At 34.5% G+C, this 18,107-nt stretch carries 16 protein-coding genes; 14 read left to right on the top strand and 2 right to left on the bottom strand.

All coding sequences use genetic code 11. The features are described 5' to 3' along the window. Positions 1–6 precede the first annotated feature (6 nt). A complete protein-coding gene (locus AC3E9W_RS07170) occupies positions 7–348 on the bottom strand; it encodes a hydrogenase maturation nickel metallochaperone HypA/HybF (protein ID WP_488767769.1) in 342 nt (113 codons plus the stop codon). A 170-nt stretch (positions 349–518) separates the two neighbouring features. Here AC3E9W_RS07170 and AC3E9W_RS07165 point away from each other — a divergent pair, with 170 nt between their 5' ends. The 8 genes from AC3E9W_RS07165 to AC3E9W_RS07130 are packed head-to-tail and all read left to right on the top strand — an operon-like array spanning position 519 to position 9,420. Beyond that, positions 519–1,646, top strand: a complete 1,128-nt coding sequence (locus AC3E9W_RS07165) for a hydrogenase small subunit (protein ID WP_306160191.1) — start codon at positions 519–521, stop codon at positions 1,644–1,646. Positions 1,647–1,662: 16 nt separating this feature from the next. Next, positions 1,663–3,399 (top strand): nickel-dependent hydrogenase large subunit, encoded by a 1,737-nt coding sequence (locus AC3E9W_RS07160; protein ID WP_306160193.1) that lies wholly within the window; start codon positions 1,663–1,665, stop codon positions 3,397–3,399. Positions 3,400–3,414: 15 nt separating this feature from the next. Next, positions 3,415–4,161 carry a Ni/Fe-hydrogenase, b-type cytochrome subunit gene (gene cybH, locus AC3E9W_RS07155; protein ID WP_488767768.1) on the top strand — a complete coding sequence of 249 codons (747 nt, stop codon included), beginning with the start codon at positions 3,415–3,417 and terminating at the stop codon, positions 4,159–4,161. 33 nt (positions 4,162–4,194) lie between these two features. Next, on the top strand, positions 4,195–4,701 hold the full coding sequence (locus tag AC3E9W_RS07150) for a HyaD/HybD family hydrogenase maturation endopeptidase (RefSeq protein ID WP_488767767.1): 507 nt from the start codon (positions 4,195–4,197) through the stop codon (positions 4,699–4,701). A gap of 14 nt (positions 4,702–4,715) precedes the next feature. Beyond that, positions 4,716–6,992 carry a carbamoyltransferase HypF gene (gene hypF / locus AC3E9W_RS07145; protein ID WP_488767766.1) on the top strand — a complete coding sequence of 759 codons (2,277 nt, stop codon included), beginning with the start codon at positions 4,716–4,718 and terminating at the stop codon, positions 6,990–6,992. 3 nt (positions 6,993–6,995) lie between these two features. Further along, positions 6,996–7,622, top strand: coding sequence for an FKBP-type peptidyl-prolyl cis-trans isomerase (locus AC3E9W_RS07140; protein ID WP_456896262.1), 627 nt, complete (start codon positions 6,996–6,998; stop codon positions 7,620–7,622). Position 7,623: 1 nt separating this feature from the next. Beyond that, entirely contained in the window at positions 7,624–8,700 is a 1,077-nt protein-coding gene (hypD, locus tag AC3E9W_RS07135) for a hydrogenase formation protein HypD (RefSeq protein ID WP_488767764.1), read from the top strand. Between the two features lie 6 nt (positions 8,701–8,706). Beyond that, entirely contained in the window at positions 8,707–9,420 is a 714-nt protein-coding gene (locus AC3E9W_RS07130; protein ID WP_488767762.1) for an urease accessory protein UreH domain-containing protein, read from the top strand. 56 nt (positions 9,421–9,476) lie between these two features. Here AC3E9W_RS07130 and AC3E9W_RS07125 read toward each other — a convergent pair whose 3' ends face one another. Next, positions 9,477–9,632: a hypothetical protein gene (locus tag AC3E9W_RS07125; RefSeq protein ID WP_488767761.1), complete on the bottom strand. Its 156-nt coding sequence runs from the start codon at positions 9,630–9,632 to the stop codon at positions 9,477–9,479. A 336-nt stretch (positions 9,633–9,968) separates the two neighbouring features. On the opposite strand from AC3E9W_RS07125, the gene AC3E9W_RS07120 reads away from it, so the two are divergent. The 6 genes from AC3E9W_RS07120 to AC3E9W_RS07095 all read left to right on the top strand — a co-directional run bounded on the left by AC3E9W_RS07120 (position 9,969) and on the right by AC3E9W_RS07095 (position 18,100). Continuing rightward, positions 9,969–10,211 carry a response regulator transcription factor gene (locus tag AC3E9W_RS07120; RefSeq protein WP_488767759.1) on the top strand — a complete coding sequence of 81 codons (243 nt, stop codon included), beginning with the start codon at positions 9,969–9,971 and terminating at the stop codon, positions 10,209–10,211. A 115-nt stretch (positions 10,212–10,326) separates the two neighbouring features. Next, entirely contained in the window at positions 10,327–12,054 is a 1,728-nt protein-coding gene (locus AC3E9W_RS07115; RefSeq protein WP_488767758.1) for a hypothetical protein, read from the top strand. Between the two features lie 173 nt (positions 12,055–12,227). Beyond that, the gene (locus AC3E9W_RS07110) at positions 12,228–12,659 is read left to right on the top strand and encodes a hypothetical protein (RefSeq protein ID WP_488767757.1); all 432 of its coding nucleotides are present in this window, start codon (positions 12,228–12,230) and stop codon (positions 12,657–12,659) included. Positions 12,660–12,836: 177 nt separating this feature from the next. Further along, positions 12,837–14,615 (top strand): AMP-dependent synthetase/ligase, encoded by a 1,779-nt coding sequence (locus AC3E9W_RS07105; protein WP_488767756.1) that lies wholly within the window; start codon positions 12,837–12,839, stop codon positions 14,613–14,615. Positions 14,616–14,876: 261 nt separating this feature from the next. Then, entirely contained in the window at positions 14,877–16,691 is a 1,815-nt protein-coding gene (locus tag AC3E9W_RS07100) for a type VI secretion system Vgr family protein (RefSeq protein WP_488767754.1), read from the top strand. A gap of 2 nt (positions 16,692–16,693) precedes the next feature. After that, the gene (locus tag AC3E9W_RS07095; RefSeq protein WP_488767752.1) at positions 16,694–18,100 is read left to right on the top strand and encodes a T6SS phospholipase effector Tle1-like catalytic domain-containing protein; all 1,407 of its coding nucleotides are present in this window, start codon (positions 16,694–16,696) and stop codon (positions 18,098–18,100) included. Positions 18,101–18,107 lie beyond the last annotated feature (7 nt).

The raw sequence follows: 18,107 nt of genomic DNA, 5'->3' as shown, positions 1-18,107 counted from the left end.
ATAAATTTATTTAATAATTATCTTTTTTATTTTTAATTCCTTTCCTGACAGTATCTCTTTAAATGGACTATTGCATTTTGGACAGCTGTCAAAACTTTTTTCTATCGGAAACTCCGTTTCACATTCGGCACAGTTGGCTCTTCCAATTGGTTCTTCAACATATAATAAGGAGCCATGCAAAACGCTTCCGCTAATGCATTGCGGCCAAACGAAATGAAAAGAACTTATTTCTACTCCCGATAACTTTCCAATTTCTAAATAAAGTTCTAAGACTTTTTTCCCTTTTATTTTATGTACTTCTTGCTCGGCAATTTTTACAATTGAGGTAACTACAGAAAGCTCATGCATGATTTCTTTTTATTACAAATATTTTTTTCAACCTCGCAAGGTAAAAACAAAAAAGAAAGTAAAAACTGACAATTATCAGTTTTGCGAAATAAATGTTTAAATAATTTTAAACCCTCAAAAAATGTAAAACCAAAGTTTTTAAAACTGCATTTTTAATAAACAGTATCAGTATGGAGGAAAAAGAAAAAAGCAACGAGACCTATTATAATAGTATAGAAAGGCAAGGCTACAGTAGAAGGGATTTTTTAAAGTTTGTTGCCTATATAGGTGCTTACATGGGTGTTCAAAGTTCGGCAATTGGCCAAATAACTAAAGCTTTAGAAACTACTCCTCGACTACCCGTTATTTGGGAACACTTTCAAGAATGCACTTGCTGCAGTGAATCATTCATTCGATCGGACCATCCTATCGTTGCTGATATTATTCTGGACAAAATTTCTTTAGACTACACTCTTACTCTTATGGCTGCGTCTGGACATCAGGCTGAGGCAGCTAAAAAAGCAACAATGGATAAATATAAAGGAGAATATATCCTTTGTGTAGAAGGTTCTATTCCGATGGGGGCTGATGGAAATTATTGCTGTATTGGTGGAAGAAGTGCTGTAGAAATTTTAAAAGAAGCGGCAGCTGGAGCAAAAGCAATTATTGCTTGGGGAAGCTGTGCAACGTCTGGCTGTGTACAGGCTGCAAAACCAAATCCAACGGGTGCAGTTCCTATTCACAAAATCATTACAGATAAACCTATTATTAATGTTCCTGGCTGTCCTCCTATCGGAGAAGTTATGGCTGGAATCATTGTGCATGTGGTTGCATTTGGAAAACTTCCAGAATTAGACAGTTCTGGGCGTCCGAAAGCTTTTTATTCAAAAAGAGTTCATGACAGCTGTTACCGCAGACCTTATTTTGACGCAGGACTTTTTGCAGAGAGCTTTGATGATGAAAATGCCAAAAAAGGATACTGCTTATATAAAGTCGGCTGTAAAGGACCAAGTACATACAACGCTTGCGGTAACATGAAATGGAATGGTGGTGTAAGTTATCCTATTCAATCTGGACATGGATGCATTGGCTGTAGTGCCAATGATTTCTGGGATGCAGGAAGTTTCTATTCTAGAGATGCAGCAGTGAATCCGGGCAATATTGAAGCAAATGCTGACACTTTAGGCAAAATAGCTCTTGGAGGAGTTGCGGCTGGAATTGGTGCACATGCCATTATTTCTAATATATCTAAAAGAAAAGAACTTACTCATAGAATTAATCAGGGAACTGAAAACGAAAAACATTTAGAGGATTTATAATCTATAAAAAATAAACATGGCAGAGAGAATCGTAGTAGACCCTATTACACGTATTGAAGGACATTTGAGAGCCGAAGTAGAAATCTCAGATGGAACGATAAAAGAAGCTTTTTTATCTTCTACAATGGTTAGAGGGTTAGAAAATATTGTAAAAGATAGAAATCCAAAAGATGTTTGGGCATTTGTGCAAAGAACTTGTGGTGTTTGTACTGCGACACATGCAACAGCATCTGTTAGATCTGTAGAAGATGCATTGGGAATTGTTGTCCCGCCAAATGCAGAAATTGTAAGAAACATTATGCTTGGTGCTTTGTACCTGCACGATCACGTAGTGCATTTTTATCACCTGCATGCTTTTGATTGGGTAGATGTTTTAAGCGGACTAAATGCAGATCCTGTGAAAACATCTCAATTAGCTCAATCCATCTCGAATTGGCCTAAAAGTTCACCAGGCTATTTCTCAGATTTACAAAAACGACTTAAAAAATTTGTTGCCAGCGGTCAGTTAGGCATTTTTGCCAATGGTTATTGGGGACATCCTCAAATGAAATTACCGCCAGAAGCCAATTTAATGGCTACAGCTCATTATTTAGAAGCCTTAGAATGGCAAAAAGAAATTGTAAAAGTACACGCCATTTTTGGAGGTAAAAATCCACATCCTAATTTCTTAGTGGGCGGAATGGCCTGCTCGATAAATCTAGATGACGCCAGCGGATTAAATGCAGAAAGATTGGCATTTGTTAGACAGCTATTAGAAGACGGAAAACGATTTGTAGAACAAGTTTATGTACCAGATGTTTTAGCAATTGCAGGTTTTTATAAAGATTGGGGAGCTATTGGAGGCTTTCATAATTTTATGTCTTTTGGAGATTTTCCAACTCAGGGCTATAACAATACCAATATGAATACTTTCAAATTCCCTTCTGGTGTTATTTTAAATAAAGATCTAACAAAGGTTCATGACTTAGACTTAAGAGACTTAAAAACGGTTGAAGAATATGTAAACAACTCTTGGTACGATTATGAAGGTGAAGGAAATACAGGAAGACAGCCTTGGAGCGGAGAAACGAAGATTAATTACACTGGTCCAAAACCTCCATATACGCATTTAAATGTAGATCAAAAATACAGCTTCATCAAAACTCCAAGATGGAAAGGACATGCCATGGAAGCTGGTCCGCTTGCGCGAATGCTGGTTGGTTACGCATCAGGAAGGGAAGAATTTAAAGATATCATAGACTCGACATTATCGACTTTACAAATTCCTGCTGCAGCCTTATTTTCAACTTTAGGAAGAACTGCTGCCAGAGCTTTAGAATCAAAATTAGTAGCCGAATGGAATCTGGAATTCTTTGATGCTTTAATTCAGAATATCAAAAACGGTGATACCAAAATGGCTAATATGGAGAAATGGGAAACCTCAACTTGGCCAAAAGAATCTCAAGGTGTTGGACTTGTAGAAGCTCCTAGAGGTGCATTAAGTCACTGGATTGTCATTAAAAATGGAAAAGTTGCCAACTATCAGCAAGTGGTTCCATCTACATGGAATGCTTCTCCTCGAGATCCAAAAGGACAGCGTTCTCCGTATGAGAGCAGTTTATTGAATACGCCAGTTGCAAATCCAGATTTGCCATTAGAAATCATTAGAACTATTCACTCTTTTGATCCTTGTATTGCTTGTGCAGTTCATTTATACGATGAAAACGGCAACATTATTAAAGAAGTAAACGATATTTCAATTTGCACTATTTAATATAAAATTTACAGCATGCCAACAAAAACTAACGATTATAAAAGAGCTTATATCTGGCAGTTACCGATACGCGTTTTTCATTGGGTAAATGCTTGGGCAATTACGGGATTAGTTGCAACAGGTTTTATCATAGGTAATCCGCCGGGTATAATCTCCAAACAAGAAGCAACCAATCAATTTTGGCTTGGCTACATTCGAGAAATCCATTTTGCATGTGCCTATTTATTAGTTGCGGTCATGATCTTGAGGGTATATTTTGCTTTTAAAGGAAACAAATACGCGAATTGGCGTGTCTTTTTTCCATTTAAAAAAGAAGGTTTTAAAAGAATGTGGCATGTTGTAAAATATGACATTTTTTTGCAAAATGAAGAAACAAATGGAGCTCCGAGTGGCGCTGTAGGTCACAATAGTGTGGCCGCAGCATCTTATCTGGTGATGTTTATCATGGCATTAATAATGGTTTTTACAGGTTTTGCTATGTATACGCCAACTTCGACATGGTTTTTCCCAAAAATGTTTGGTTGGGTTACTGATTTAGCAGGCGGTGATCTCAATGTTAGAACAATACATCATTTTACCACTTGGACATTTATCCTCTTTGCCATAGTCCATATCTATTTGGTATTCTTCCACGATTGGCTGGAAGGCTTGGGTGAAACATCTGCAATGGTAAGCGGTTACAAATTTGTACGAACTGAAAGAGTAAAAACAGAGGAGGGCATCAATAAAACAGATGAAAATATTGAGCAGGATTTACCATGATAAACTGCTTTTTAATTTTGATACCAAAGAAATATGCAAGAAGATGTCATTGAAAAAAAAATAGATCATTTCCATACTGATGGAAATGAAATTCTAGTACTAGGAATCGGCAATTATCTTATGGGAGATGAAGGCGTTGGAGTGCATTTTATAAATCGAATTGACAAAACAAAATTCTCAGAAAATATTTCATTTATAGATGGCGGTACTGGTGGTTTTACCTTAATTCCTTACATAGAAAATCATAAAAAAGTCATTATTGTAGATGCTACAATGGACGGTAAAGAAGAAGGAACAATAACACTTTTAAAACCGCGCTTTTCTGAAGATTTTCCAGTTTCGTTGAGCGGACACAATTTCGGGCTTAAAGATATGGTTGACATTTTATCGATGCTCGATACCATGCCCGAAATTTATTTATATACGATCACGATACTTAAAATGGAACCGATGTCTATGACACTCTCTCCTAAAGTAGATAATGCCATCCAAAAAGTTACTGAAAAGATTTTACAGCAAATAGCAAATTTTAAAAACTAATAATTCACTTTTTTTTGATTCCCTCCTTTCAAATAGTAATTTCTGGCATTGTACAAGGCGTTGGTTTCCGACCTTTTGTATACAATTTGGCTACAAAACATGATCTGAAAGGTTATGTGTCTAATAATGAGTTTGGTGTACTTATTATTGCGCAGGAAAAAGAAGTCGTTATAAATGATTTTTATAATGAATTAAAAAGAAGATATCCTAGAAATGCGAGAGTTCAACAAATTGCAATTTCAGAGATTTTAGTTGCAGAAAAATTCGATACCTTTTCGATCAAACCGACAGCAGAAAACATAGCGGTGAATTCTCTGCTTACACCAGATTTTGCAATTTGTGAAAACTGCAAGAAAGAAATTTTAGATTCCAAAAACCGTCGATTTTATTATCCTTTTATAAGCTGTACGGAATGCGGACCAAGATATGCTATTGCAACTAAATTTCCTTTTGAAAGAGAAAACACTACTTTACAGTCTTTTAAAATGTGTAAAAAATGTCTAGAGGAATATCACAGTCCAAAAGATATCCGTTTTCATTCTCAAACCAATTCATGCCCTGACTGTGGTGTACAAATTTCACTGACAGATAATGCTGGAAATGTAATTTGTGGCAGTAATAAAGAAATTTTTAAAACTGTTTCCGAAAAGTTGCATGAAGGAAAAATAATAGCTGTCAAAAATAACAGTGGATATCTGCTTCTTTGCGATGCAACAAACCCTGATGCTGTTCAAGAACTTCGCAATCGAAAAAAAAGGCAAACTAAACCCTTCGCGGTTTTATTTACAGATCTGCCTCAAATTGAAAATTATTTACACTATGACAAAACAGAAAAGAATATGCTTCTTTCTGTCCAAGCTCCAATTGTCATTTTATCCATAAAAGAAAAATTAGATTTGGCTCTACAACAAATAACGCCAAATGTCAATACTGTTGGTGCTATGGTGCCAAACTCTGGAACGCTGTTTTTAATTTCTAAATTGTTTCAGAAACCTCTAATTGCTACGAGTGGCAATTTTAATGGCTCCTCTATCTGTTCTACCACTATTGAGGCTACAAAATCATTACATACAGTCGCTGATTATTTTTTACATCATGATTTAGAAATTCAACATTCTCAGGATGATTCTGTAATTAAGTTTTCGAATAAGCACAAGCAAAAAATAATCTTACGCCGATCTAGAGGTTTTGCTCCTAACCTTGATGTTCCTTTATCGAAAAGCACAGATAAAAAAGTGCTCGCTTTAGGAGCCGATCTAAAAAACACGCTCACTCTTGCGCAGAACCATCAAGTTTATACTACTGAATATATTGGTGATTTAGCACATTATGAAACTTATAACAGATTTGAAAACAAAGTGCGCAGTTATGCAAATTTCTTCAATTTTTCTCCAGATAGCATTCTTCACGACAAGCATCCTAATTATGAAAACAATAAAATAATCAGAGATCTCAAAGGTAAAAATGACACTATAGAAAATTATAAAATTCAGCATCACGAGGCTCACTTTTCAGCAATTCTGGCTGAAAAAAAATTGTGGAATAAATCTAAAATATTAGGCGTAATCTGGGATGGAACTGGGTACGGAAGCGAGACAGAAATTTTTGGCGGAGAATTTTTTGAATATCTCCGTCAAAAACCAATAAAAAGAATTGCTCATTTGGGGTGTTTTTCTTGGATATCGGGAGATAAAATGGCTAAAAATCCAAAGATTGCAGCTCTATCTATAAGCAATTGCAACAACCATTTTTGGAAATATTTTAATTCAAACGAAATAAAAATTTATTCAAATCTCATTAAAAATAAAACGATTAAATCTTCATCAATGGGAAGATTAATTGATGCCGTTGCATTTGTTTTAGGTTTTCACAATCCAATCTTGTTTGAAGGTGAAGCTGCAATGCATCTGGAGAAATTAGCGCAAGAAGCTTACAACAAACCGCACGTTAAATTAAAAGATTATCTACGGGATGAAAACATCAGCAATACAATCCCAACAAAAAAATTGCTGACACAACTTATTAAAGCTTCGAAGAGTGAGACAAATTGGGAAACTACCTCTCTAAATTTTCACTACACCTTAGTGAAGTGCATCGAAAAAATCGCTCTTTTTTCAAAATCAAAAGAAATTGCTTTTAGTGGCGGTGTATTTCAAAATAGTGTTTTCGTCGATTTAATTATTGATCATTTAAAACCAAAATACAAATTACATTTTCATGAAATGTTATCTCCAAATGATGAAAACATATCCTTTGGACAGCTTAATCATTATTTACATTTAAAAAATTAAAATATGGATATTTTAGAATTATTAGGACATATTGGCAAGACCGAAGAGAAGGATAAAATTTCGTATTCTGCTGGAGTTGTTATGGCATTAAGCTTAAAAGATATTGGTTTTGAAGAAATCATGTATGAGGATTTTGCAGACGGAATGAAATCTGTTTTTGAAAAATCTACTGAAAAAATTTCACCCAAACGTTCTATCGAAATTTTTAATAATTACGTAGCGCTCCTGCAAGAAGAATTAAAAGTGAAAAATGCCGAAATCGGAAGTGCTTTTCTAGCAAAAAATGCTTTAAAGGAAAATATCATCACACTCCCGAGCGGTCTTCAATATGAGATTTTAGAAAAAGGAACTGGCGAAATTCCGAAGCACTCAGATACCGTAAGTGTTATTTATGAAGGTTATTTATTAAACAAAAATGTTTTCGATTCTACTAAAGATTCTGGCCCACAAAAAATGCAGATTTCGCAAACCATCAAAGGCTGGCAGGAAGCTTTGCAATTAATGCCAGAAGGATCGAGTTGGAAAATTTATATTCCGCACGATCTGGCATACGCAGAAATTGGTGCTCCGCCAATGATTCAGCCCAATTCTACTTTGGTTTTTACCATTAAGCTTTTAAATATTATCTAAAATGAAATATCTTTCTGAATACCGAAATCCAGAGTTGGTAAAACATTATATAAGCGAAATTCATAAAATAACGACAAAGCCCTGGAATATAATGGAGATTTGTGGCGGACAGACACATTCGCTAGTAAAAAATGGCTTACTCGATTTATTGCCAAAAAATATCCGAATGATTCATGGTCCGGGTTGTCCTGTCTGTGTTACACCAATTTCATTAATTGACAAAGCCATCGAATTAATGAATCAAGGTGTAATTATGTGTTCTTTTGGGGATATGATTCGTGTTCCTGGTTCTGTTAAGAGCTTGCTTCAGGCAAAAGCAGAAGGCGGTGAATTGCGTATTTTATATTCGCCACTCGAAGCTGTAAATATTGCTTCTAAAAATCCAGATAAAGAAGTCGTTTTTTTTGCTGTAGGTTTTGAGACTACTGCTCCCAGCAATGCTTTAGCGGTACAATATGCCCAAAAACTGGGTTTGACCAATTTTAGTTTATTAGTTTCTCATGTCTTGGTGCCGCCTGCCATGGAAGCTATTTTGTCTGATGAGTTTTGCACTATTAATGCTTTTTTAGGAGCCGGCCATGTGTGTACAATAGTTGGCCTAGAAGAATATTATCCAATTGCTGAAAAATATAAAATTCCGATTGTTGTTTCTGGATTCGAGCCTGCTGATATGGTTCAGGCCATTTATCATACTGTTCTGCAGCTTGAAAAAGGCGAACACAAAGTAGAAAATCAATATAAAAGATTGGTAAAAGAAGAAGGAAACATTCGGGCAAAAGAAGTTGTGGATACTGTTTTTACAATTGGAACTCAAGAATGGCGAGGCATTGGCGCTATCCAAAACAGTGGACTTGTAATTCGAGAAGAATACAAAACATATGATGCGAATCAAAAGTTTTTGATTCCAACTAGCAATAAAAAAGCAAATCAATCGTGTATTGCTGGACAAATTCTAACTGGAAATAAAAGGCCTCATGAATGTCCTGAGTTTGGAAAAAAATGCAAGCCATCTAACCCACTTGGGGCGCCGATGGTTTCTTCTGAAGGTGCATGTGCTGCCTACTATAACTATTTATAATTTGTGATGATTGGATTCTTAATTACCATTTATGCAGGTCTGGAACATGCTTTTGAAGCAGATCATTTATTGGCTGTAAATAATTTGGTTACCAATAGAAGTAAAATTAAAGATGCTTTAAAAGATGGAATGTATTGGGGAGTTGGCCATACCTCAACTATTTTTATTGTAGGTATTATTATGATTGGGTTTAAAATTTCGATCAGCGAAAATATCTTCAGTTATCTAGAAGCTGTAGTTGGCTTAATGCTCATTATACTTGGACTTTATCGTTTGTCTAAAGTTTTTTATAAAAAAGAACATTCGCATACTTATTATCACAGTCATGAGCATGCTCATAGCAATGGAGTTACGCATACTCACATGCATGCCCACACTTATACTCATTCGCATCCTATAGCTGCTTTTCCGCACGATCATTCGGGCAACAAAAATTACAAAACAGCTTTTGGAGTGGGTTTAATTCACGGATTAGCCGGAAGTGGATCGTTGGTTATTTTAGTGATTTCACAGATGAAAACACCTTTAGAAGGATTATTGTACATATTAATTTTTGGTTTAGGATCGATTTTAGGAATGTTCATTGCTGCGGGACTTTTCAGCATACCTTTTACCAAAACTATATTGAAATCTGAAAAACTGCAGTATTATCTCATTATCATTTCTTCTGTAATATGTATCATTTTCGGTCTTAAAATTATCTATAGCAACTTATTTTAAAAATAAAAAAACAAAAAAAATGCCTCGACGCTATCCCTAAAGTCGAGGCATTTTTTTTAACGTTTAAACGCTGTTGCCACTCCTGTTACCACACTTGCGGCACCAAAGGCAAATAGACCTGATGCTACTGCATTTTGTCCAGAGAAAAATTGGCTGTCACGAATCGCATCACTAAAGAATGTTCCGCCTGCAAGGCCAGCAATTAATCCCAAACCGATTGTTCCGATTATCCACCAAGGTTCTGGGTCTGGCGGCAGTGGCGGATTTTTAAAAAAGCGTTTCTACCATCCCGGATATTTAGTTCCGCACCATCCCATTGCTAAAAAGAAAGCTGTTTCCATAATTTTAATGTTTTAGTTTTGTGCCTACTCTTTTGCTTTTCGGCTTTCACATTGTTTAATGTGATAAAATTATGGCAACTTTAATGTAATTTGACAAGGTAATTTACTATTTTTAGTAGGGGAAAATACCTGTTTTTTGAAAACATATTCTTTTTCTGTTGAGAGTTTTAGTAATTTTATTATTTTTAAAACTCCAAATCTTACTATATGAATTCTGAAAAGAATGCCTTGAAAGAAAAAATACAATTTGACTTTACAAATCAATTTACCAAGAGAGAAATTGATATAATAAAGTATATTGGCGATGGACTAAGTAATAACGAAATAGGTAAAAAACTATTTATTAGTGAATTAACAGTTAAAAAACATCGAAACAATATTCTAGCAAAATCAAATTGCAAAAACACTGCACAGCTTATTAAACAAACTGTTCTTCAAGGTTTGGTGTAAAATTTTCATTCATAAATACATCTTTTGGAGTATTTTAAGATCTTAAACAAATGTTAAATTTGAAAACATTTTATTAACAAGTCTTAAACTATAAAAACCCAAAAACAAATTATTTATGAAAAAAATTTTACTATTGCTTTTATTTCTAAGCCTCTCACAATTGACTAAAGGACAAGAAATAACAGATAAGGAAAAAAAAGAACTTGAACAGTTAAAATCTGATTTCACAAAATTAAATAATGAATACATTAGTGAAAAGGCAAAACTAGATACATTAAGTAAAAAACTTTTAAATATTCCACCTCCGCAAAATATAAAAGAAAAAATAGACAAGCAACTAACAGAAAATCAAAAATACAAATCAAAACTAGATTCTATTTACAAACTATACTTAAGTCATAGCAATATTCTTTTGAGTAAAAAAGTAAAGCAGGATTCCATAGATAAAATTATAAAGCTTGATTATACAATTAAAAACGATACAACTTCATTACAAGTTTCTGATACTAAAAGTTATCTTTATTTTGGAAAAGGAAAAGTTATAGAAGAAAAAGACAGCTTATTTAAAAATCAAACTGCAAACATAATTTTCGAGGATATTCTAAACGCCAAAAGTGAAGCTTATCTAGGAGACTTTATAATTCCAAAAAATGAGCAAGAAATAAAGTATCAATATTACACTAGAAAAGAGGGTTTTTTATGGGGTTTATTTAGAAAGAAAACACTTCATGATGTTGAAAGCAAATTAAAATTTAAGGATATTAGAATTCATTTATATGAAGGAAGTTTATATGATATTAAACTCACAGTTACTGACAATAATAACAAAGAGTATCTTTTTGAAAATCAACATCCAGTAAGCTTATTGCGATATTCTGTAAAAAACTACAATCGTTTCTTATATGGCAATCCTATAGAAATGGAAAAACCAATAGCTATTAAAAATAAAAACAAATTCTTATATTATCAAATTAGGCTTTCTGATGTATTAAACTATATCGCAAATCCTGGAAATAATTATGTTCCCGAAGATGAAGTTCTAGAGTTCCCTACTGTAGTTAAAGATATAGAAATAAATAAAAATCAACCCGTTAAATATAAAATGATAGCTAACACAGCTTTGCAAAACATTGTTGAACTTAGAACATATACTGATTTTTTAGGGCTCTTTAGTGATACCACTCCTAACGGAGTAATACAACTAGAAGGTAAAGGTGATTTTTATGTTGCACCATTCAATCCAAATAATACTACACTATATGTTTTCAAAAAAATTTCGCCATTTGTCAACTTCTCACGAATTGATAAAGATATAAGATATTTGACACTTGAAGATGGAGAAAATAATAAATCAATAATTAAAAATCCTTTAGAAATTCTTGAGAAATCATATTTGCAAATGGGGCTAAATCTTAGTTTTTTATCATTTAAGTTTGCCAAAGAATATCCCTTTGAGGTCAATATATATGGAACAACTAGATATCAAATCTCTGATATTATGAATACAAATAATCAATCAGAAAATTATAAATCATTGGGAATTGGTGGAGGAATTGCACTAGAATTTAAACGTTTTAATAATTTTGGGTTTATTTATTCTGCAGAATATACAAATTACAATGCCAAAAGCTTTAATGATATTCCAAACATTATCGATCCAGAATCTTTTCCAGTCTTTCAGAATAAGGCAGAAGTTTATTTTTTTCCAGGGCAAACTAAGCAACAGGCTATTTTTTTAAGATTCAAAACTTTTAATAATTCTACAAAAGATAATGATGAAGCTTTCTATCAATTACAATTTGGCTATAGATTTTCTATTGGAATTGGAAAAGTAAAAGCCTAACATCTTTCACCTTTAAATTGCACAATTTTGATTAATAAATAAAATCAAAATTGTGCTTTAACGAAAATTACTTAAAAAAACTCTTTTATAGATTTACCATAATTTTTCTTTTAAAATTTAAACTATATTCGCCCACGAAAAACATCCCCCAAAAACACTTAATCCTACATAGAATGAAATTTTTACATTTATTAGTGATAACATTATTTTTCACTGCCTTTCAATCCCATTCACAAGTTCAGGTTGATCAGATTAAACACAATTCAAAAGATCGATTTATAACCACAACAATTGGTTATCCAGTACCTGGAACTTACTCTCCATTAAACCAAAAAGAGCCGATTACAGTTTTAAATCCAGACGGAACAGGCTTTATTCAGGCCGAAGATTTAAGCAAACAAAAAATCAACTGGGGAATAGAATGTACAGAAGAGGGCGTTCCCGTTTTTAAAGAAGGATTCAATAGTGCTTCTTACACTTTTTGGTACAGACCAACTGACGGAGAAGAATGGTATTACTCTCAATTTTCTATTCATTTTGCCAAGAAAAAAATGTTTTTGATGGGTGAAAGAGTAAAAGTATATGAAGATTATAACGTACAATAGCCTCTTAAAAGCATTTTCAAATTAAATTTTTCTTGATTTCTTAGAAATTTTACCGCAAAAAAGAAAACGTTTTCGTTGATTTTTAATAGTGTATATAAATTTTCCCATAAAATTTTATAAAACTGAAAATCATACCTAAATTTTATTTAATTTGCAATAAAATTCAATATATTAAACATGGTTTCAATCACACGCCTTTTTGATTTTCCCTATTATCAACAAGAAACTTACAACCTTCCAGTTACTCTTGCAACCAAAAAAAATGGAGCCTGGGAAAAAACATCTAGCCAAGAATATATTGCAAAAGCAAATGCTGTTTCGAGAGCATTATTGCGCATGGGCGTTCAGAAAGATGATAAAATTGCTTTAATTACTTCGAACAATAGAACGGAGTGGAATATAATGGATATTGGTATTTTGCAGACAGGTGCTCAAAATGTTCCTATTTATCCAACAATTGCCGAAGAAGATTACGAATATATTTTAAATCATAGCGGCAGTATTTACTGTTTTGTTTCTGATGAAGAAGTTCTACAGAAAGTAAATGCTATTAAAGCGAATGTGCCAACTTTAAAAGAGGTTTATTCTTTTAATGAAATTCCAGGTTGCAAGCACTGGTCAGATCTTCTTTTGGCTGGTGAAGACGAAAGTAATCAAAATGAAGTAGAAGCTAGAAAAGACAGCATCAAAACGGATGATTTGGCTACTATTATTTATACTTCTGGAACAACAGGAAAACCAAAAGGTGTAATGCTTTCTCATAAAAATATAGTTTCGAACGTATTGGACAGCGCGCCAAGAATTCCGTTTGATCCAGGAAAAAGCACAGCATTGAGTTTCTTGCCAATCTGCCATATTTTTGAAAGAATGATTTTGTATATCTATCAATATTATGGTGTTTCGGTATATTTTGGAGAATCAATTGACAAAATCAGCGATAACTTAAAAGAAGTTCGTCCAACTGTTATTACTGCTGTGCCAAGACTTTTAGAAAAAGTATACGATAAAATTTATGCTAAAGGAGCTGAATTAACTGGCATTAAGAAAAAACTATTTTTCTGGGCTATTGATTTAGGTTTAAGATACGAACCATACGGAGCGAACGGTGCTTGGTATGAATTCCAATTAAAAATTGCCCGCAAACTAATTTTCAGCAAATGGAAAGAAGGTTTAGGAGGGAATTTAGATTTAATGGTTTCTGGAAGTGCTGCACTTCAGCCACGTTTGACGAGAGTTTTTGCTGCAGCAGAAATTCCAGTTATGGAAGGTTACGGATTATCTGAAACTTCTCCTGTAATTGCGGTAAACGACCAGAGAAACAGAGGTTTTAAAATTGGAACTGTCGGAAAACCAATTCGTAATATCGAAGTTAAAATTGCCGAGGACGGTGAAATCTTATGCAAAGGTCCGAACGTAATGTTAGGCTATTACAAAGATCCCGAAAAAACAGCCGAGGCTTTAATTGACGGTTATTTCCATACGGGAGACATTGGAGAAATTGACAGCGAAGGTTTCTTAAAAATTACCGATCGTAAGAAAGAAATGTTTAAAACTTCTGGAGGAAAATATATTGCTCCGCAAATGATCGAAAATGCGATGAAACAATCTCGTTTTATTGAGCAGATTATGGTTATTGGTGAAGGCGAAAAAATGCCTGGAGCTTTTATTCAGCCTAATTTTGAGTTTGTAAAAGAATGGGCAAAAATCCATAAAATAACTTTAGGCTCAACTGATAAGGAAATAAGCGAAAATGCAGATGTTATTAAACGTATTGATAACGAAGTGGAAGAAATCAATAAAAAATTCGGGCACTGGGAACAAATCAAACGTTTTGAGTTAACTCCAGATGTTTGGTCTATCGATGGCGGACAGCTTACTCCTACTCTAAAATTAAAACGTAAAATCATTAAAGAAATTTATAAAGATCTTTACGGTAAAATCTACGGGAACAATTAAATCAAAATAATATAACCAAAAAGTTGAAAACGGCTGTCTGAAAAGACGGCCGTTTTTGTTTTAAACAAAACCTGCTTTGCATTTCAATTTTAGTTAATTACAACTAATCTTAAAAGATTTTAAAAACATCTTATGCAAATCTACCCTATTCTAATATAAATAAAACTTTTAGTACCAACCAATCAGTATGGGTTTGTTCTACTTTTATTAAGGTAAGAAATTACTTAATCAATCTAAACTAACCAATTTAAAACTAAAAGCATGTCAAAATTTTCAGAGCAAGTTCATGTAACTATCAGCTCATTCGAAAAAAATGTTATTTATTACGATTTGAAGCTCACGCAGAAAATGGCAGACCACCATCATTTTTCTTTTTCGTGGCAGTATACCGGAAAGGCAGTCATTGATCCAGAAGATCAAGAAAAGGCAATTAGCAAACACAACGGCAGCGAAGTAATCTTCACTTTTAAGGTCAACGGAATCAGAGTAATGTCTAAGGGAATCATTAAGGGGCTGAAGTCTGTAGATCTTAATGGTAGTCCTGCAGGTCTTCATGTGCAAGGAATAAGCCATTCGGTTCTTCTGGACGACCTTATCAAGTCAAGGATTTTTTTAAGCAAAAACCTGCAGCAGATTGCTCTGGAACTTTTTGCAGAAGCAAGTTCAGGAGAATTTTACCACAGAGAGGCAATTGTGCCTACAAACACCAGCGTCTTTAAAAGCAGAATGCAGTATAATGAAACGAGTTTTAATTTCTTAAAACGGCTTTCGTCACGTTATGCACAATGGTTTTATTTTGATGGCATGCGCATGCAGTTTGGACAGACCAAAACGAGCAACGTAAAACTCATCAGCGGATCGTCGCTTCATCAGTTTACAATCCAAACCAATCTGGTTTCGCATAAAGCCTCATTTGGCGGTTATGATTATACGAATGCTTCAAGCATTCGCAATGCTGCAGAAAAAACGAGTACAGGAAGCAGAGACCGTTTTGCGATTTCCAACGCCTATAACCAAATAGGTATAACACGAAATGATCTCGCAGTGGGCGCCTACACAAACAATGCCCAGAATAAGGAGGAAATAGATGCCATGATTAAACTTGAAACGGCGGCCAAAGATGCCAACGGCGTTTTTTACAGCGGAATTTCATATTTCCCAATCGGAGTCGGACAGGTATTTACGATCCAGAATAAAACCGTAGAACATGAACTTCTGGCTATAGAAGTTATTCATCATTCTCAAGTAAACGGAAATTACAGCTGCGAATTTACAGCCATTCCTGCAGATGTAGCCGTACCGCATTACACAGACCCAAAACTATTTACCATTGCCGATAGCCAGCCCGCAAAAGTGTCTGACAATAATGATCCTGAAAAAATGGGCCGAGTAAAAGTACAGTACTACTGGAATGGCTGGGGAAATGAAAGCGACTGGATGCGTGTGCTGCAAAATTATTCTGGGCAAGGCGGCAGAGGTATCTATTGGCGCCCAGAAATTGGTGACGAAGTCATAGTAGCTTTTGAAGGTGGAAATGCAGATTGTCCGTATGTATCTGGCTCCCATTTTAATGGTCTTGCCATGCCTGAATTCTTTGAACCCAATAATATGATCAAGGCGATTAAAATGCGCTTTGGACAGCTGCTAAAATTTATAGAGAAAGTTGGAATCTGGCTTTCTGACCCAAGCGGAAATACGATTCATCTGGATGAGGAGAATAAAAACATTCATATAACCTCTCCAGAAACGATAACCATAAAAGCCAAAAATATAGTTTTAGAAGCAACAGAAAGTATTACGGCCACCGCAGGAGTGAATATTAATGAAAGTGCTGGTATAAATAAGTCCACTTCTGTTGGCGGAGTTATGGATACGACGGTTGTTGGTAATAAGATTTTGAACGTCAAGGGCAACCTGATGGAGGTTGTTGAAGGAGATCTTAAATCACACACTGAAAAAGAAAGAAAGATTACCTCTAAAGAGAAAATTATTTTACACAGCGAAGAAGATGATGTGCATGTAAAAGCAGCGAAGACTTTAAACAATTACAGTAGCGAAAACACAAAATTGAATTAACTATGACTAAGATAACTATTTGCAGAGGAAGCATTACAAAAACAAGTAAAGGACAGTCTACAATTGAAACTACCAATAGTGACCTTGATACCTATGCAGGCAGATACTGCCTGCTGGAAGGTAAGGACAGCATTAATTATCATTATTATACACCTCCTGAACTGGAAAAAGACGATCTAGAAGATTTTAAAACTGGTGTAAAAGTGATTGCTTCTATATTTTTTGACGGTACAAAAAACAACCGAAACAATACAGATCAGCGTCTTAAAAACACCGAAGTCTTTAAGAAAATGAGGGAAAAAGAAAGCAGTTATGACAACTACTACTCTAACATTGCTATTTTAGAAAAAATGAAGGTAAATAGCCCAAAAGATAGAATTGTATCTAAGTATATAGAAGGTGAAGGTACCGAAGACAACGAAAAAGGAGATACACAAGGTTATGCTTTTGGGAGCGGTAAAACAGGGATTCCTGCCAAGGTAGAGAAAGGAAAAAGGGAAATTATAGAAGAAATAAATTTAGCCTGGAATAGTAAAAATGAATATGTCGCTGAGCTGAGTTTAGATGTATTTGGTTTTAGTCGTGGTGCCGCAGCAGCACGTAGTTTTATAACTACTCAGAAAAAATCATTGCAAAATGCATACCCTAAAGCAAAAATATATTATCGATTTGTTGGTTTGTTTGATACTGTTTCTTCCTATGAGCCTGAAGGTCGATTTTCGGTATTGGGGTCTGCAATGTCTCATAACTTTGATAATGATGTAGAAGAATTACAGCTGGAACTAGGCGGAATGGCGCAGAAAATAGTCCATCTTACAGCAGCAGACGAGTACCGAGAAAACTTCTCCTTGACTAATATTGACAGCTCAATTACTGCTGGAGTAGGTTACGAACTGCAGCTGCCAGGAGCACATTCGGATATCGGAGGTGGGTACGAAGAAACAGAACATATAGAAAAACGTTATATCAATAAAAGCGGATCGCCAAGCAAACTTCAGTGGATAGAACAAGGCTGGTATACAGAAGAGCAGATCATAGGACAATCAGGAAAAAATGATCCCATTAATTTTGATGGAATTAGAAAACTAAAAAACTCGTATCAATTTATTCCACTTTCTATTATGATGGAATTAGCCAAAAAATATGAAGTAAGTTTTAAACGATTTGACGAAAAAATTGAGTTTCGAAATTATAAGGTAATTCCAGAGCTCGAAAACATTAGAGAAGCTTTGCAAAGCTATGCTTTAAAAAATGACGGAGCCTGTAAAAAAACTGTCCGACTGGAGCCATTTGAAGAATTAAAAAAACTCCGTAACCAATATCTGCACATATCGGCAAATGCCAGGGCGGTAGGAATGGGACCAAGATTTAAGAAAAACAAATTGACAAGAAAAATACACCCAGCCTAAACAAGCA

This window comes from Flavobacterium sp. 38, assembly GCF_057799715.1.
Note: the sequence above shows the minus strand (reverse complement) of the source record. Positions and strands in the feature narration are given on the sequence as shown.

Bases quoted from the DNA above. Each gene is read 5' to 3' on its own strand.
- AC3E9W_RS07115 (WP_488767758.1), top strand. From the start codon at position 10,327: ATGAAAAAAATTTTACTATTGCTTTTATTTCTAAGCCTCTCACAATTG.
- AC3E9W_RS07095 (WP_488767752.1), top strand. From the start codon at position 16,694: ATGACTAAGATAACTATTTGCAGAGGAAGCATTACAAAAACAAGTAAA.
- AC3E9W_RS07100 (WP_488767754.1), top strand. From the start codon at position 14,877: ATGTCAAAATTTTCAGAGCAAGTTCATGTAACTATCAGCTCATTCGAA.
- AC3E9W_RS07130 (WP_488767762.1), top strand. From the start codon at position 8,707: ATGATTGGATTCTTAATTACCATTTATGCAGGTCTGGAACATGCTTTT.
- AC3E9W_RS07170 (WP_488767769.1), bottom strand. From the start codon at position 348: ATGCATGAGCTTTCTGTAGTTACCTCAATTGTAAAAATTGCCGAGCAA.
- hypD (WP_488767764.1), top strand. From the start codon at position 7,624: ATGAAATATCTTTCTGAATACCGAAATCCAGAGTTGGTAAAACATTAT.
- AC3E9W_RS07160 (WP_306160193.1), top strand. From the start codon at position 1,663: ATGGCAGAGAGAATCGTAGTAGACCCTATTACACGTATTGAAGGACAT.
- AC3E9W_RS07105 (WP_488767756.1), top strand. From the start codon at position 12,837: ATGGTTTCAATCACACGCCTTTTTGATTTTCCCTATTATCAACAAGAA.
- AC3E9W_RS07165 (WP_306160191.1), top strand. From the start codon at position 519: ATGGAGGAAAAAGAAAAAAGCAACGAGACCTATTATAATAGTATAGAA.
- AC3E9W_RS07140 (WP_456896262.1), top strand. From the start codon at position 6,996: ATGGATATTTTAGAATTATTAGGACATATTGGCAAGACCGAAGAGAAG.
- AC3E9W_RS07120 (WP_488767759.1), top strand. From the start codon at position 9,969: ATGAATTCTGAAAAGAATGCCTTGAAAGAAAAAATACAATTTGACTTT.
- AC3E9W_RS07150 (WP_488767767.1), top strand. From the start codon at position 4,195: ATGCAAGAAGATGTCATTGAAAAAAAAATAGATCATTTCCATACTGAT.
- cybH (WP_488767768.1), top strand. From the start codon at position 3,415: ATGCCAACAAAAACTAACGATTATAAAAGAGCTTATATCTGGCAGTTA.
- AC3E9W_RS07110 (WP_488767757.1), top strand. From the start codon at position 12,228: ATGAAATTTTTACATTTATTAGTGATAACATTATTTTTCACTGCCTTT.